The sequence below is a fragment of the Burkholderia sp. MSMB1078WGS genome, from assembly GCF_001528895.1.
Classification (GTDB): domain Bacteria; phylum Pseudomonadota; class Gammaproteobacteria; order Burkholderiales; family Burkholderiaceae; genus Burkholderia.
Map to the genome: position 1 here is coordinate 22,264 of NZ_LPDI01000048.1, position 15,542 is coordinate 37,805.

The 15,542-nt window shown below is 67.8% G+C and carries 12 protein-coding genes; 3 read left to right on the forward strand and 9 right to left on the reverse strand.

Annotation, left to right across the window (positions count from 1 at the left end; all coding sequences use genetic code 11):
• Positions 1-199: 199 nt before the first annotated feature.
• Both WT24_RS14495 and galU read left to right on the forward strand, forming a co-directional pair.
• Positions 200-3,067 carry a valine--tRNA ligase gene (locus WT24_RS14495; protein ID WP_060034330.1) on the forward strand — a complete coding sequence of 956 codons (2,868 nt, stop codon included), beginning with the start codon at positions 200-202 and terminating at the stop codon, positions 3,065-3,067.
• Between the two features lie 87 nt (positions 3,068-3,154).
• The gene (gene galU, locus WT24_RS14500; protein WP_059505665.1) at positions 3,155-4,039 is read left to right on the forward strand and encodes a UTP--glucose-1-phosphate uridylyltransferase GalU; all 885 of its coding nucleotides are present in this window, start codon (positions 3,155-3,157) and stop codon (positions 4,037-4,039) included.
• Positions 4,040-4,090: 51 nt separating this feature from the next.
• Here the strand turns inward: galU and WT24_RS14505 are convergent, their stop codons facing one another.
• From WT24_RS14505 to WT24_RS14535, 7 genes are all read right to left on the reverse strand, one after another.
• Positions 4,091-4,705, reverse strand: coding sequence for a DUF4136 domain-containing protein (locus WT24_RS14505; RefSeq protein WP_060034333.1), 615 nt, complete (start codon positions 4,703-4,705; stop codon positions 4,091-4,093).
• Between the two features lie 37 nt (positions 4,706-4,742).
• Positions 4,743-7,130, reverse strand: a complete 2,388-nt coding sequence (locus WT24_RS14510) for a CHASE2 domain-containing protein (RefSeq protein ID WP_059792580.1) — start codon at positions 7,128-7,130, stop codon at positions 4,743-4,745.
• Between the two features lie 10 nt (positions 7,131-7,140).
• The gene (locus WT24_RS14515) at positions 7,141-8,514 is read right to left on the reverse strand and encodes a FecR domain-containing protein (RefSeq protein WP_060034336.1); all 1,374 of its coding nucleotides are present in this window, start codon (positions 8,512-8,514) and stop codon (positions 7,141-7,143) included.
• Entirely contained in the window at positions 8,511-9,215 is a 705-nt protein-coding gene (locus WT24_RS14520; protein WP_006490421.1) for a response regulator transcription factor, read from the reverse strand. Before WT24_RS14520 ends, WT24_RS14515 begins: the two co-directional genes overlap by 4 nt.
• Positions 9,216-9,481: 266 nt before the next feature.
• A complete protein-coding gene (locus WT24_RS14525) occupies positions 9,482-9,916 on the reverse strand; it encodes a hypothetical protein (protein ID WP_059505661.1) in 435 nt (144 codons plus the stop codon).
• Between the two features lie 319 nt (positions 9,917-10,235).
• Complete coding sequence (locus tag WT24_RS14530) at positions 10,236-10,463, reverse strand: sulfurtransferase TusA family protein (RefSeq protein ID WP_059505660.1); 228 nt, start codon at positions 10,461-10,463, stop codon at positions 10,236-10,238.
• A 100-nt stretch (positions 10,464-10,563) separates the two neighbouring features.
• The gene (locus WT24_RS14535) at positions 10,564-11,499 is read right to left on the reverse strand and encodes a LysR family transcriptional regulator (protein ID WP_059505658.1); all 936 of its coding nucleotides are present in this window, start codon (positions 11,497-11,499) and stop codon (positions 10,564-10,566) included.
• Positions 11,500-11,607: 108 nt separating this feature from the next.
• Between WT24_RS14535 and WT24_RS14540 the strand changes: the two genes are divergently transcribed.
• Positions 11,608-13,128, forward strand: coding sequence for a CoA-acylating methylmalonate-semialdehyde dehydrogenase (locus WT24_RS14540; protein ID WP_060034338.1), 1,521 nt, complete (start codon positions 11,608-11,610; stop codon positions 13,126-13,128).
• Between the two features lie 57 nt (positions 13,129-13,185).
• Here WT24_RS14540 and WT24_RS14545 read toward each other — a convergent pair whose 3' ends face one another.
• Positions 13,186-14,070 carry a MurR/RpiR family transcriptional regulator gene (locus WT24_RS14545; protein WP_059505653.1) on the reverse strand — a complete coding sequence of 295 codons (885 nt, stop codon included), beginning with the start codon at positions 14,068-14,070 and terminating at the stop codon, positions 13,186-13,188.
• A gap of 284 nt (positions 14,071-14,354) precedes the next feature.
• Positions 14,355-15,527: a Gfo/Idh/MocA family protein gene (locus WT24_RS14550; RefSeq protein ID WP_060034340.1), complete on the reverse strand. Its 1,173-nt coding sequence runs from the start codon at positions 15,525-15,527 to the stop codon at positions 14,355-14,357.
• Positions 15,528-15,542 lie beyond the last annotated feature (15 nt).

The following is a 15,542-nucleotide window of genomic DNA, read 5'->3' on the forward strand; positions in this document are numbered from 1 at the left end:
AATGCGGACCCGCCATTATAAGTCGGCCGCGCGATACCGTTTCCGATCCGTTCGGCCGCACGTCGCGCGCGCATCGCAGGCACGTCGCGGCCGCGCCCCGACGGGCCTGCACCGGCTGCGCGATGGCTGGCCGATGGGCATCCATTTATAATTATCAGATTCGGCATCCAATTCACGCATTTTTCGGCAGATTTCCAACATGAGCGACAACACGCTTGCGAAGAGCTTCGAGCCCCATACCATCGAGTCCCAATGGGGGCCGGAGTGGGAAAAACGCGGCTATGCCGCCCCGGCATTCGATCCGTCCCGCCCCGATTTCGCGATCCAGTTGCCGCCGCCGAACGTGACGGGCACGCTGCACATGGGCCACGCGTTCAACCAGACGATCATGGATGGCCTCGCGCGCTATCACCGGATGCTCGGCGAGAACACGCTGTGGGTGCCCGGCACCGACCACGCGGGCATCGCCACCCAGATCGTCGTCGAACGCCAGCTCGACGCGCAGGGCGTGTCGCGCCACGACCTCGGCCGCGAGAAGTTCGTCGAGCGCGTGTGGGAATGGAAGCAGAAATCCGGTTCGACGATCACCGGCCAGGTCCGCCGCCTCGGCGCGTCGACCGACTGGTCGCGCGAATATTTCACGATGGACGACAAGATGTCGGCCGCCGTGCGCGACGTGTTCGTCACGCTCTACGAACAGGGCCTGATCTACCGCGGCAAGCGCCTCGTCAACTGGGATCCGGTGCTGCTCACCGCGGTGTCGGATCTCGAAGTCGCGAGCGAAGAGGAAAACGGCCACCTGTGGCACATCCGCTACCCGCTCGTCGACGGGTCGGGCTCGCTCACGGTCGCCACCACGCGCCCCGAGACGATGCTCGGCGACGTCGCCGTGATGGTGCACCCGGAAGACGAGCGCTACGCGCACCTGATCGGCAAGCTCGTCACGCTGCCGCTGACGGGCCGCGAGATCCCGGTGATCGCCGACGACTACGTCGATCGCGAGTTCGGCACCGGCGTCGTGAAGGTCACGCCGGCGCACGATTTCAACGACTACCAGGTCGGCCTGCGCCACAAGCTCGCGCCGATCGAGATCCTGACGCTCGATGCGAAGATCAACGACAACGGCCCCGAGCAGTATCGCGGCCTCGACCGCTTCGACGCGCGCAAGGCAATCGTCGCCGACCTCGACGCGCAGGGCTTCCTCGACTCGGTGAAGCCGCACAAGCTGATGGTGCCGCGCGGCGACCGCACGGGCGTCGTGATCGAGCCGATGCTGACCGACCAGTGGTTCGTCGCGATGACGAAGCCGGCGCCGGAAGGCACGTTCAATCCGGGCAAATCGATCACCGAAACGTCGCTCGACGTGGTGCGCGACGGCCGGATCAAGTTCGTGCCGGAGAACTGGACGACCACCTACTACCAGTGGCTCGAGAACATCCAGGACTGGTGCATCTCGCGCCAGCTGTGGTGGGGCCACCAGATTCCGGCGTGGTACGGCGAAAACGGCGAGGTGTTCGTCGCGCGCAACGAGGAAGACGCACGCGCGCAGGCTGCCGCGAAGGGTTACACGGGCGCGCTCAAGCGCGACGAAGACGTGCTCGACACGTGGTTCTCGTCGGCGCTCGTGCCGTTCTCGTCGCTCGGCTGGCCGAACGAAACGCCCGAACTGCAGCACTTCCTGCCGTCGTCGGTGCTCGTCACCGGCTTCGACATCATCTTCTTCTGGGTCGCCCGGATGGTGATGATGACCACGCACTTCACGGGCAAGGTGCCGTTCCATACCGTCTACGTGCACGGCCTCGTGCGCGACGCGGAAGGCCAGAAGATGTCGAAGAGCAAGGGCAACACGCTCGACCCGATCGACATCGTCGACGGCATCGACCTCGAAGCGCTGGTCGCGAAGCGCACGACGGGCCTGATGAACCCGAAGCAGGCCGCGACCATCGAGAAGAAGACGCGCAAGGAATTCCCGGACGGCATCCCCGCGTTCGGCACCGACGCACTGCGCTTCACGATGGCGTCGATGGCGACGCTCGGCCGCAACGTGAACTTCGACCTCGCGCGCTGCGAAGGCTATCGCAACTTCTGCAACAAGCTGTGGAACGCGACGCGCTTCGTGCTGATGAACTGCGAAGGCCACGACTGCGGCAACGACAAGCCGGACGTGTGCGGCGCGGGCGACTGCGGCCCCGGCGGCTATCTCGACTTCTCGGCGGCCGACCGCTGGATCGTGTCGCTGCTGCAGCGCACCGAGGCCGACATCGCGAAGGGCTTCGCCGATTACCGCTTCGACAACATCGCGACGAGCATCTACAAATTCGTGTGGGACGAGTACTGCGACTGGTATCTCGAACTCGCGAAGGTCCAGATCCAGAACGGCACGCCGGAACAGCAGCGCGCGACGCGCCGCACGCTGCTGCGCGTGCTGGAAACGGTGCTGCGCCTCGCGCACCCGGTCATCCCGTTCATCACCGAAGCGCTCTGGCAGAAGGTCGCGCCGCTCGCCGGCCGCTATCCGCAAGGCAAGGCCGACGGCGAGGCGTCGCTGATGACGCAGGCGTATCCGGTCGCGAACCTGCAGAAGATCGACGAGACGTCCGAGCAGTGGGCGGCCGACCTGAAGGCGATCGTCGACGCATGCCGCAACCTGCGCGGCGAGATGAACCTGTCGCCGGCCACCAAGGTGCCGCTGCTGGCCGCCGGCGACGCCGAGCGCCTGCGCTCGTTCGCGCCGTACGTGCAGGCGCTTGCGCGCCTGTCGGAAGTGCAGATCCTCGCCGACGAAGCGGCGCTCGACCAGCAAGCGCACGGCGCGCCGATCGCGATCGTCGGCCCGAACAAATTGGTGCTGAAGGTGGAAATCGACGTCGCGGCCGAACGCGAGCGCCTGTCGAAGGAAATCGCGCGCCTGACGGGCGAGATCGCGAAATGCAACGCGAAGCTCGGCAACGAAGCTTTCGTCGCGAAAGCGCCGCCGGCCGTGGTCGAACAGGAGCAGAAACGCGTCGCGGAATTCCAGAGCACGCTCGAAAAACTGCGCGCGCAGTTCGATCGGTTGCCTGCGTAACAAACGGTAAGGTCGTTTGCGTTCACTATAATGCGAACGTGAACATAGACCGTCTGACAAGTCGATTACAGGAATAAAGGTTCGATCATGTTGAAAGTCACCAAGGCGGTATTCCCCGTTGCCGGCCTCGGCACGCGGTTCCTGCCGGCAACGAAGGCGAGCCCGAAGGAAATGCTGCCCGTCGTCGACAAGCCGCTGATCCAGTACGCGGTCGAGGAAGCGATCGCCGCGGGCATCACCGAGATGATCTTCGTGACCGGGCGCAGCAAGCGCGCGATCGAGGATCACTTCGACAAGTCGTACGAAGTCGAGGCCGAACTCGAGGCACGCGGCAAGGAAAAGCTGCTCGAACTCGTGCGCAGCATCAAGCCGAGCCATGTCGACTGTTTCTACGTGCGCCAGCCGGAAGCGCTCGGCCTCGGCCACGCGGTGCTGTGCGCGGAAAAGCTGGTCGCCGACAATCCGTTCGCGGTGATCCTCGCCGACGACCTGCTCGACGGCAATCCGCCGGTAATGAAGCAGATGGTCGACGTGTTCGACCACTATCACAGCTCGGTGATCGGCGTCGAAGAGATCCCGCCGTCGGAGACGAAGTCGTACGGGATCGTCGACGGCAAGGAATGGGAAGAGTCGATCGTCAAGATGTCGGCGATCGTCGAGAAGCCGGCGCCGGAAGTCGCGCCGTCGAACCTCGGCGTGGTCGGCCGCTACATCCTGAAGCCGCGGATCTTCGAGCACCTGCGCGCGCTGAAGCCCGGCGCGGGCGGCGAACTGCAGCTCACCGACGCGATCCAGGCACTGCTCGCCGACGAACAGGTGCTGGCCTACAAGTACCAGGGCACGCGCTACGACTGCGGCAGCAAGCTCGGCTACCTGAAGGCGACGGTCGAATTCGCGCTGCGCCACCCGGAAGTCGGTGCGGAATTCGATGCGTACCTGCGCACGCGCGACGGCGCCCAACCCGCCGTCTGAATGCGGCAAGGGCGTGCCCCGGCGGGCTCGCCCTCACCTTCCGGCCACCGCTCAGCGCGCGTCGGCCGGCTTCACCGAGACGACGCCCGGCATCCCGCCCGCGTCGTCTTTTTTCGTCTTGACGAGCCAGCCGCCGCCGTCGCCGAACGGCAGCTTCGCCAGCGCGCTCTTGACGAGCGCGGGTGCGGCCTGCTGCGTGCCCGGATCGCGATCGCGCAGCGACGCCGACACGCGATAGACGTCGGCGCCCGATTGCGCATCGACGAAACGCAGCGTCAGCACGTGGCGGTATACCTTGCCGGCGAACGGCAGCGCGAACGGCGCCGGCCCGTCGACCGTCACGCATGCGCTGCTGGCCGCGCCGCACCGGTCGGCGCTCGTCGCGACCGCCGCCGGCTGCGTCGCATACGCGATCGACAGCCGGTAACGCGCGTCCTTGAGCGGCTGCGCATCGAAGCCGCGGCGCGCGAGTTCGTCGCGTACGAGCGACTCGATCTGCCGGTACTCGGCGTCGTCCCGCTGCGCGGCCGTCCGTACGAAATCGTAGCCGTGCGCGCCGGATGCAAATGCATTCGGCTGCCCGACCGCACTCACGCCGCTCGTCACGCCGGCGCACCCCGTCAACAGCGACGCCGCCAGCGCGGTCGCCGCCCATTGCTTTCTCATGACTTTCCCCAAATGCCTGCCGCCGCGCCCGGCCCTGTCAGGCGGACGGCTCGTCGATCGCAGGCAGCGACACCGTCACCGCGGTGCCGACACCCACTTCGCTGTCGACCGACACGCTGCCCCCATGGCGCGTGACGACCGTCTTCACGAAAGCCATGCCGAGCCCGGAACCCGGGATGTCGGGCCGCTCGCCGGCATGGAATCGCTTGAAACGCTCGAACAGATGCCGCTGATCTTCCGGCGCAATGCCGTACCCCTGATCGCGAATCGTACAGAACATCCGCTTCGATGCGTGCTCGACCGTCAGCGTACACGTGATCACCGTGTCGGATGGACTGTATTTGACCGCATTGTTCAACAGATTCACGAATGCGCGCGTAATCAGCGAGCGATCCGCGCGCACCCAGCACATGTCGGCGCCCACGTCGGACTCGATGCGAATGTGCTTCGCCTGCGCCTGCGGCCACACCTCGTCGCTCGCATCGATCAGCACGTCGACGAGGCTCGTCACCTCGAGCTGGTACGCCTGCGACTCGGCGCGCGCCAGTTGCACGAACTCGTCGGCAAGTGACAGCGCGCGGTGCGCATAGCGCTCGATCCGCGCGAGCAGGCTGCGCATCGCGTCGCTCTCGACGCGATCGCGCTCGATCTCGACGAGCGCAAGGATCGACGACTGCGGCGAACGCATGTCGTGCGACAGGAGGTGCAGCGCCTCCTCGCGATGCCGTTCGGCCGCATGCAGGTCGGTCACGTCGACGAGGCCGGCGATCCAGCCCGTCACGCGCCCTTGCGCGTTCGTACATGCCGCGTAGCGTAGCAGATGGTCGAGCCCGTCGCGATCGCGCACTTCGATGCCGCGCGCCATCGCGTCGTGCTCGGCCTCGAGCGTCGGGTCGAGCGCGGCCGGCCAGCGCTCGCGGATCGCCGCGTCGTGCTCGGCGTTGCCGTCGACGGTCTTCATGAACGTCAGCTCGCCGAGCGCGGTGCGCAGCGGCCGCCCTTCCGGCAACGGCAGCGCGAGCCGCGACCCGTAGCGTTTTGCCGCGTGGTTCGCGATCAGCACGGTGCCGGCGAGGTCGGTCACGAAGATCGGCTCGGGCATGCTGTCGAGGCTGTCCCAAACGAAGCGCTTCATGTCCTGCACGCGCTGCGCGGCCTGCGCCATCAGCGCCATCTGCCGCTCCAGCACGTCGCCGCCGACGCTGCGCGTGCGCGGCGCCTCGGGCAACAGGTGCGGCTCGTCGGCGAGCCGCTGCAGCTCGCGGCGCAGGTACGACATCGTCATTTCCAGCCGCCGCCAGTTCCAGATCGGGTAGACGGCGATTAGCCCGAAGATCGCGGGCGCCGGCGTCAGCCAGATGCGCGCCTCGAACAGCAGCGCCATGCTCGCGACCACGGCGAGCGCGGCAAGGCTCAGCGTCAGCAGCAGCGCGCGCCACGGCGACAGCATCAGGAAGCCGCCCAGCAACACGGCGAGCGGCAGCAGCGACGCGACGAACAATCCCGCGCGCGACGCGGGCGAGATCGCGCTGCCGGTCGCCAGCATGTCGAGCACGTTCGCATGGATATACACGCCGGCCAGCGGGCCGAACTCGCCGGACACCGGCGTCGCGAAGCGATCGTACAGCCCCGATGCCGTCACGCCGACGACGACGATCTTGCCGCGCAGCGCGTCGGGCTTCACGCGCCCTTCGAGCACGTCGTCGAACGACAGCGTCGGATACGCGGGCGTGTTGCGGCTGAACGGAATCAGGTAGCGGCCGTCGCCCGCCGCATCGCGCGACAGGTCGTGCGCGTTCGCACCGGGCACGCCGCCGACCGGGTGCAGCCGGCCGGCCTGGATCGCGCGGTACACGGGCACCATCAGTTGCGGCCAGCGCACGCGGCCGTCGCTTTCGAACAGCGCGACGCTGCGCACGATGCCGTCGCGATCGACTTCGAGATTGATATGGCCGAGCCCCGTCGCGCGCGCGGCGAGCGCGGCGACCGGCGGATCGACCGACCGCGTGCCGTCCGCCTGCTCGGGACTCAGCAGCACCGGCAGGAAAGTCGGCACGCGGCTCATCGCGTTCGCGAACGTGCGATCCTCGGGCGACGGTTCGGTAAACAGCACGTCGTAGACGACGGCGGCCGGCTGCGCGCGCGCGAGCGTGTCGAGCAGCCGCGCATGCACGTCGCGCGGCCACGGCCAGCGGCCGAGCGCGGACACGCTCTGGTTGTCGATGTCGACCACCACCACGTCGGGCGACAGCGGCAGGCTGCGCAGCATCAGCAGCCGGTCGTAGATCAACCCGTCGACGCTCGACGACAGGCGGCCGAGCGCGCACGCAAGGATCACCGCGATCCCGAGGCAGCCGATCGCGATCCATTCGATCAGGAAGCGGCGGCCGAGGCGCCGCCGCGGGGAAACGGAGTCGAGTTTCATGCGCCGCGGGTCAGCGCGACAACGTGAACGCGCTGACCGGACTGGTCTTCTCGTAGAACTTGCCGCCTTCGAACTCCTCGACGGTCACGGCCCAGAAATACTCGCCCGCCGGCAGGTGCGCGACGGTGATCTGGCGCGCGTGCAGGCCGACCTGGTCGACGACCGGCGCGCTCAGGTCCTTCGAACGCGACAGCACGAACCGGTAACGGGCATTCTTGCCCGACCCGTTCGGCGACCAGCGGAACTCGTAACCGCCCGCGCCCTGCGACGCGCTCGCGTCGAGCCCCATCACGCGGCGCTCGAACGCATAGGTGCGCGGCTGCCCCTCGAGGCCGTTCGCATCGATCGCGGCGATCCGCACGAAGTAATTCCCGTTCGGCACGTCGCGGAATACCGCGCGCGGCGAATCGGTGCGCGTTTCGCGGAACAGGTCGAGCAGCCCCGCGTCGTGCGCGAGCTGCACGCGATACGCATGCGCCTGCGCGAGCGGCGTGACGTCGAATGCGACGTCGGGCTCGTCCTGCACCTTGTCGGGATGCGCGAGCGTGGGCGCGCCCAGCAGTTCGACCGGTGCGCCGACCGCGCCGGACGATGTCGCGACGCTGCCGAAGTTCGCATGCACGAGCGTCGCGCCGGCCGGCTGCCGGGCGCCCGCGACGCCGACGGTGCCGTCGAGCACTTCGACGCGCGTCGACGCGGTGCCGGCCGCGTCGTAGTTCACGCGAAAGCGCGTGCCGCGCACGCCGGCGACGACCGACGGCGAGCGGATCTGGAAGCGATCGTCGCGTTTCTTCAGGTGGGTGACTTCGCTGTCGACCGAGCCGCGCGTGAGTTCGAACTCGCGATCGAGCGTGCCGGTCAGCACCGTTCGACGCAGCGACTTCAGGTCGAGCTGGCTGTCGGGCGGCAGGCTCATGTGCGTGCCGTCGGTCAGCTCGATCGTCACGAAGCCGTTCGGGCCGGTGCGCACGCGGTCGCCTTCGGCGAGCGTCGCATCGTTCGCGAGCGGCGCGAACGGGGTGCCGGACGTGGCGCCCGACGCGCGCTCGGCCGTGCCCTGCACCGCGATCACGCGTGCGGTGAGCTTTTCCTTGCGCAGCCGCGCGACCGGCAGCTTCAGCGCGACGCCGGGCTGCAGGCGCTTCGGCGCCGGCACGCCGTTGATCTGCTGGAGCAGTTGCCAGTCGTCCGCGCCTTGCAGGTAACGCGCGGCGACGTCGTACAGCGTGTCGCCCGCCTGCGTGCGATAGACGACCGTCTTGCCCGCGGCGGCGGGCGGCTGCGCCGCGGCCTGCTGCGCGGCGAACGCGAACGCGACCGCGCAGGCCGCGCGCAGTGCCGCCGTGCACAGGCTGGCCGTGCGCTGCGTGATTCGCGCGGTCACTCCGGTTCCCCCTGGCCGACCCGTTCGAGCCGGTAGCCGTACCCGTAGATCGGCGCGAGACGGTAGCCGTTTTCGGGCCGCAGGCCGAGCTTCGTGCGCAGCATCGAAATGTGCGTATCCATCGTGCGCGACGGAATGTCGGTCGCCTGCTTCCACACGAGGTCGAGAATGTGCGCGCGCGACAGCGGCCGGTCGAGATGCTGGAACAGCAGCAGCGCGAGCTCGAATTCCTTTTGCGTGAGGCTCACGGCCTTATCGCCGACGTACGCCTGCTTCAGGTTCACGTCGAAACGGAACTGATCGAATTCGCGGACGGTCGCCTCGGCGTTGACCGGATACGCGCGGCGCAGCAGCGAGCCGATGCGCGCGCGCAGGATCGGGCCCGACACGGGCTTGACCACGTAATCGTCGGCGCCAGCGTTGAGGATCTGCGTGATCCCCGCCTCGTCGTCGCGGCTCGTCATGAAGATGATCGGCAGGCTGTGCTCGGTCTGGTTGGCGCGCACCCACTTGAGCACCTCCTCGCCGGACATGTCGGGCACGTTCCAGTCGAGCACCAGCAGGTCGAACGTCTCGCGCTGCAGGCGCTTCTTCAGGGCCTTGCCTTCCTTGAACGCATAGCACGTGTGGCCGACGGCCGTCAGCGTTTGACTGACGAAATCCGTCTGGGCCGGATCGTCATCCAGTACAGCAATTCTCATAGCACCCCGCAAATCGAAATCGATCCGTCCATTCGGCTCCCGCACCTGCCCCGGCCGCGCAGCCTGCGCGCGGCGCCGGATACCGGCCGGCGAGCCGTCGTTCGCCGCTCGCGCCTCCTGCGCAAATTGGCGACCCCGGCCAAATATCTCAAAAACGGGGCACGGACGAACCGGCGATTTCATCATAGTAGTATGAAATTCGCCAAGAAATTGCGCGGACTATCGCCCTTTCTTCGAATAATCCTTTCTGCTGCGCAACCGGACGCCTATTTGGCGCCCGCGATGCCGGCCACCGGCTCGGCAAAATCGTCTGTCGGCACGCCCGGCGAGGGCCGCTCCGACAGCGGCCGTTGCGCAAGCATCCGCTGCAACTGGTCGCGCACGCGCTCCCATGCGCCGGCCGCATAGTCGGGCTGGCCTGCCGCCCATGCCTGCGCCAGATCGAACACGCGTTCGATCGTCGCACCGCAGTAGGTCGGGCCCGCGCCGTCGTCCCGCGCGGCATCGCGCAGCCGTTCGTCGAGCCACTCGGCCAGCCACGGCATCTCGGCCGCTGCCGAATCCGCATAGGCTTCCAGCGCGGCACGCGCGTGGCGGTCCTGTTGCGGATCGAGCTCGATCCGGTTCAATTCCGAGGTGCGCACGGGCGCAATGCTTTCCGCTCCGGACGGACTTCGAAGGGTCCCTGGTCTGAAGGACATGTCCTCTCCCCGTTGTACGACGGTAGCGTCAGGCATGGCCCCCGAGCCCGCCGTGCGACGTACCGTGGCCGGCGCCTCCGCTGGGAGCGGACGACCGGCCGCGTCAGTATACGCAGCCGGTCACGCAACGAGGTTTAAGAATTGTCAGACAGGCGCGGCAAGCGCTTTCCAATGGACCAGGAGCCTGAGCGAGGGCCCGCGCCGGCTCCGGTGTTGCGCTTTTGGCGCGTTTCCAATGCAAATGAGCCCGTTGTCGGCCCGGGCCGGCCAGACGCGGCCGGCCGGGAGCATGGCGCGGCGGAACGTGCGATGCGCGCCTTCAGCGGCGGCGCATCAGGAACACGAAGATCTTGTCCTGGGTCGTCGACTCGACGATCTCGTTGCCCGTCTGCTTCGCGAACGCGGCGAAATCGCGCTGCGAGCCCGGATCGGTCGCGAGCACCTTGAGGATCTGCCCGCTTTCCATATCGGCAAGCGCTTTCTTGGCACGCAGGATCGGCAACGGGCAATTGAGCCCGCGCGCGTCCACTTCCTTGTGAATCTGCATCGGCTGTCGACCTTCGAATGACGCGCCGCACACGGCGCGGATGGAAGCCGCGATTTTACCGCAGCGCCGCCGCGCCTGCCCGGCCCGCCCGCGGCCCGGCTCACGCGCCGGAGAAACCGCCCGCGAGCCGCTCGCGCAGGTGCCGCACGAGCGCGCGCACCGCGCTCGGCACGACCGGGCTGTACGGGCGGATCGCGAAAATGTGGTCGCCGAACGCGCCCGACGGCCGCCAGCCGTCGAGCAGCGTGACGAGCCGGCCGGCGTCGAGGTCGCGCCGCGCGCTGAAATCGGGCAGCAGCGCGATGCCGAGCCCGCCGAGCGCGGCTTCGCGCATCGCCTCGCTGTTGTTCGCCGCGAAACTGCCGCGCACCGGCACGCTCACGCGCTGGCGCCGGCGGCCGTCCGGCTCGAAGCTCCACGCGGCCGGCTCGTGCTCGCGCAGGTAGCACAGGCAGCTGTGATCGACGAGTTCGCTCGGGTGGCGCGGCGCGCCGCGCGCGTCGAGATAGTCGCGGCTCGCGACCAGCAGCGAACGCGTGTCGCACAGCTTCCATGCGACATGGGTCTGCGGCGCGGTGGTCGTATGGCGGATCGCGAGATCGAAGCCCTCCTGCGTCAGCGAGTGCAGGCGGTCGGACAGGTCGAGCTCGATCTGTACGCCCGGATGCTGGCGCAGAAAATCGGGCAAATGCGGCACGATCTGCTGGCGCCCGAGCGCGACCGGCACCGTCAGGCGGAGCAGCCCGCGCGGCTCGCCGGCGAGATCCTTCACCCGTGCGAAATGCTGGCCGATCGACTCGAACGCGTCGCGCGTGCTGTCGACGAGCGTCTGGCCCGCATCGGTGAGCCGCACGCTGCGCGTGGTGCGCCGCACGAGCGGCACGCCGGCCGCCTTTTCGAGATCGGCGATGCGCTGGCTCATCGCGGCCTTGCTGATGCCGAGCCGCTGCGCGGCGGCCGTGAAACTGCCCGCCGCGGCCAGCACCGTCAGCGAATGGATGTGCGGCCAGAGCGCCTGGACATTTTGCTGATTCATCCATTGATTATTCAGAATTCTGAACAGTGAATCAAGTTTCGCGGCCTTCTCCGGCCGTGCCGGTTTCCCTAGACTAGGTGCTGTTCCCCCTCATCCTCAGGAGACACGATGAATCCGGTTCCCGCGTACACGTCCGACGCAGACGTCGGCCACTATGTCGACGGCGCGCCCGTCGCCGGCCGCAGCGGCCGTTTCCAGGACGTCCTCAATCCGGCGCTCGGTCGCGCGGTGCGCCGCGTGGCGCTGGCCGACGACGGCGAAGTGCGGCAGGCCGTCGCCTCCGCCCACGCCGCGTTCCCGGCCTGGGCCGCGACGCCGCCGATCCGCCGTGCGCGCGTGCTGCACCGCTTCCTGCAACTGATGAACGAGCACCGCGACACGCTGGCGGCGATCATCACGGCCGAACACGGCAAGGTGTTCTCGGACGCGCAGGGCGAAGTCGCGCGCGGCATCGACATCATCGAATTCGCGTGCGGCGTGCCGCAACTGCTGAAGGGCGACTTCACCGACCAGGTCAGCACCGGCATCGACAACTGGACGATGCGCCAGCCGCTCGGCGTCGTCGCGGGCATCACGCCGTTCAACTTCCCGTGCATGGTGCCGTGCTGGATGTTCCCGGTGGCGATCGCGACGGGCAACACGTTCGTGCTGAAGCCGAGCGAGCGCGACCCGTCGGCCGCGCTGTTCATCGCCGACCTGCTCACGCAGGCTGGCCTGCCCGCCGGCGTGTTCAACGTCGTCCAGGGCGACAAGGGCGCGGTCGATGCCCTCCTCGACCACCCGGACGTACAGGCCGTCAGCTTCGTCGGCTCGACGCCGATCGCAGCCTACGTGCAGCAGCGCGCGGTGCAGTCGGGCAAGCGCGTACAGGCGCTCGGCGGCGCGAAGAACCACCTCGTCGTGATGCCCGATGCGGACATCGAGCAGGCCGTCGACGCGCTGATCGGCGCCGCATACGGTTCCGCCGGCGAGCGCTGCATGGCGATCAGCATCGCGGTGCTGGTCGGCGACGTGGCCGACAAGATCGTGCCGGCGCTCGCCGAACGCGCACGCAAGCTGGTGATCGGCGACGGGATGTCGCCGGAAGTCGAGATGGGGCCGATCGTCACCGGCGAAGCGCTCAAGCGCATCGAAGGCTATATCGAGCAAGGCGTAAACGAAGGCGCGCAACTGGTGGTCGACGGCCGCGGTCTGCGCGTGCCGGGCCGCGAAGCCGGCTTCTTCACCGGCGGCACGCTGTTCGATCACGTGAGCCCCGACATGCGGATCTACAAGGAAGAGATCTTCGGGCCGGTGCTCGGCTGCGTGCGCGTGAAGGATTTCGGCGAAGCGGTCGACCTGATCAACGCGCACGAGTTCGGCAACGGCGTGTCGTGCTTCACGAGCGACGGCGGCATCGCGCGCGAATTCGCGCGGCGCATCCAGGTCGGCATGGTCGGGATCAACGTGCCGATCCCGGTGCCGATGGCATGGCACGGCTTCGGCGGCTGGAAGAAGAGCCTGTTCGGCGACATGCATGCGTACGGCGAGGAAGGCGTGCGCTTCTACACGCGCCAGAAGTCGGTGATGCAGCGCTGGTCGTCGAGCATCGGCAAGGGCGCCGAATTCGCGATGCCGACCGCGAAGTAAGCCGGCCGGTGCGCCATCCGCCGATCCGTCCGGCGGGCGGCGCACCGGCAGTCGGCATCAACCGGCTTTCGTGCCGTGCGCGCCGTCGGCGGTCGGCATATAGGACAACTCGAGCCGGTACGCGAGCGCGACGAACAGGCTCTGCGCGAGGCCCATCGTGGCGGTCAGCGCACGAAAGCCGAACGTCGCGCTCTCCTGCACCATCAGCGTCACTTCCGCCTCCCGCGCGAGCGGGCTCATCCGGCTGTCGGTGATCGCGATCAGCCGCGCGCCGCGCTGCGCGGCCTGCTGCGCGACCTGCACGGTCTCGTCCGCATACGGCATGAACGAGATCGCGATCATCACGTCGCCCGCGCGCACCGACCGGATCTGGCCGAGATGCATGCTGCCGAGCGCGCTGAACAGGCCGATCCGCTTGTCGGTGTGCTGCAGCGCATAGTCGAGGTACGCGGCGATCGGAAACGCGCGCCGCGATCCTGCGATCCAGATCGCCTGCGTATCGGCGAGCAAATCCACGGCCTGCGCGAGCGCCTGCGAATCGAGCGTCTGCCGCAACTGCTGCATCCCGGCAATGCTGCCCTTGATGAATTCGTCGGCGATCTGTTCGGGCTGCAGGCTCGACGAGCCGGCTTCGATCACGTCGCGCAGCCGCAAGCTGTACGCGCGCCCCGGCGCGATCTGCTGCGCGAGCCCCTCGCGGAACAGCCGCTGCATCTCGGAGAACCCGGAGAAGCCGAAGTGCTTCGCGAAGCGCACGACGGCCGACGGCTGGACGCCGCAAGCCTCCGCGAGCGACTGGATGCCTTCCAGCCCAAGCTGGTCCCGATGCGTTTCCACGTGACGCGCAATCACCTTCAGGCGATTGCTGAGACCGTCGTACTCCTGCGTCAAATGCTGCAGGAACTGCTCGACGGTGGCGGGAGGTTTCTCGGATGAACTCATCGGATAGCGCGAAGTTGACGGCCCCGATGCGCGCGCGATGCTGGCGGACGCGGCCCGGGGCTCGACTGGATACATGCATGAAGGGCGAATTTAATCACGTTTGCGGCGCGGCCCGCGCCGCCTGCTCGCTCCCACGCGCTCGATCATCGCTTGCATACGCTCCACGGCAAGACTGGGAGCGATTGTCCAACGCGCTCGCGGCGTCGTAAAGATCAGGGTGTCTACCAAGCCGGCCGTCGCGACCGAGCGCGACGATCCGCGGCGCAGCCGGCCCGCCCCCTCGCTCAACGATAGTCGACCCACACGCCGCCCGCATCGGCGGACCGCACGCAGTTCTCGACCCACCGCACGCCTTCGACGCCCGCATGGACGTCCGGAAAGCAGATCTGCTTCAACGTCTGCACGTCGCCGCGATCGGCCGCATCCATCGCGAGCGCGAAGCGCGCGTACAGGTTCGACCACGCTTCGAACAGCCCTTCCGGATGCCCGGCGCCGATGCGGTCTTCGCGCGTCGCGTTCGGGTGCAGGTACGGCATCCCGCGATCGAGCACCTGCGCGGGCTGCCCCTGGATCTCGTAGCGCAACTGGTTCGGATGTTCGTCCCACCATTCGACGCTCGCCTTCGAGCCGATCACGCGCACCTTCTGCCCGTGCATCGAGCCGGCGTTCACCGCGCTCGACCACACGTAGCCGATCGCACCCGTGTCGTATTCCATGATCGTGAACGCGTTGTCCTCGAGCGGCGCGCGGCTCTTCACGAAGCTCTGCCGCGAACACATCAGCCGTTTGATCTTCAGGTCCGGCGCCATCACTTCGGAGATGTACAGCGGATGCGTGCCGATATCGCCGAGCACGTAGCTCGGCCCCGCGAATTTCGGGTCGACGCGCCAGCGCGCGGCGGCGCTCGCGGCTTCGACGCCGTCGCTGTGAAAGCCGTGCGCGAACTGCATCTGCACGATGCGAATTTCGCCGAGATCGCCGCGCGCGATCATTTCGCGCGCCTGCTCGATCATCTGGTGTCCCGAATAGCCGTACGCGACGCCGACGATGCGGTTCTTCTCGACCGACAGACGCTGCAGCGCCTCGGCCTCCTCGGTCGTGAAGCACAGCGGCTTCTCGCACACGACGTGCAGCCCCGCGTTCAGCGCCGCGCGGCAGATCTCGAAGTGCGTGTTGTTCGGCGTCGCGATCGACACCGCGCGGATGCCGTCGGCACGCTTCGCCTCGGCGTCGAACATCGTCCGGTAGTCGGGATAGCAGCGGTCCGCCGCGACGCCGAGCTTCACGCCGAACTGCCGCCCGCGCTCGGCATCAATGTCGAACGCGCCGGCAACGAGCTGGAAGCTGCCGTCGCGCAACGCGGCCGACCGGTGACTGTAGCCGATCTGGCTGCCGAGCCCGCCGCCGACCATGCCCCAGCGAATCGAATGTCCGAGCAGAATCTGTCCGTCGATCATGATTGTCGTGTTCCT

What these genes read in the sequence shown, in the direction of transcription:
- WT24_RS14495 (WP_060034330.1), top strand. Translation starts at nt 200, where the DNA reads ATGAGCGACAACACGCTTGCGAAGAGCTTCGAGCCCCATACCATCGAG.
- galU (WP_059505665.1), top strand. Translation starts at nt 3,155, where the DNA reads ATGTTGAAAGTCACCAAGGCGGTATTCCCCGTTGCCGGCCTCGGCACG.
- WT24_RS14505 (WP_060034333.1), bottom strand. Translation starts at nt 4,705, where the DNA reads ATGAGAAAGCAATGGGCGGCGACCGCGCTGGCGGCGTCGCTGTTGACG.
- WT24_RS14510 (WP_059792580.1), bottom strand. Translation starts at nt 7,130, where the DNA reads ATGAAACTCGACTCCGTTTCCCCGCGGCGGCGCCTCGGCCGCCGCTTC.
- WT24_RS14520 (WP_006490421.1), bottom strand. Translation starts at nt 9,215, where the DNA reads ATGAGAATTGCTGTACTGGATGACGATCCGGCCCAGACGGATTTCGTC.
- WT24_RS14525 (WP_059505661.1), bottom strand. Translation starts at nt 9,916, where the DNA reads ATGTCCTTCAGACCAGGGACCCTTCGAAGTCCGTCCGGAGCGGAAAGC.
- WT24_RS14530 (WP_059505660.1), bottom strand. Translation starts at nt 10,463, where the DNA reads ATGCAGATTCACAAGGAAGTGGACGCGCGCGGGCTCAATTGCCCGTTG.
- WT24_RS14535 (WP_059505658.1), bottom strand. Translation starts at nt 11,499, where the DNA reads ATGAATCAGCAAAATGTCCAGGCGCTCTGGCCGCACATCCATTCGCTG.
- WT24_RS14540 (WP_060034338.1), top strand. Translation starts at nt 11,608, where the DNA reads ATGAATCCGGTTCCCGCGTACACGTCCGACGCAGACGTCGGCCACTAT.
- WT24_RS14545 (WP_059505653.1), bottom strand. Translation starts at nt 14,070, where the DNA reads ATGAGTTCATCCGAGAAACCTCCCGCCACCGTCGAGCAGTTCCTGCAG.
- WT24_RS14550 (WP_060034340.1), bottom strand. Translation starts at nt 15,527, where the DNA reads ATGATCGACGGACAGATTCTGCTCGGACATTCGATTCGCTGGGGCATG.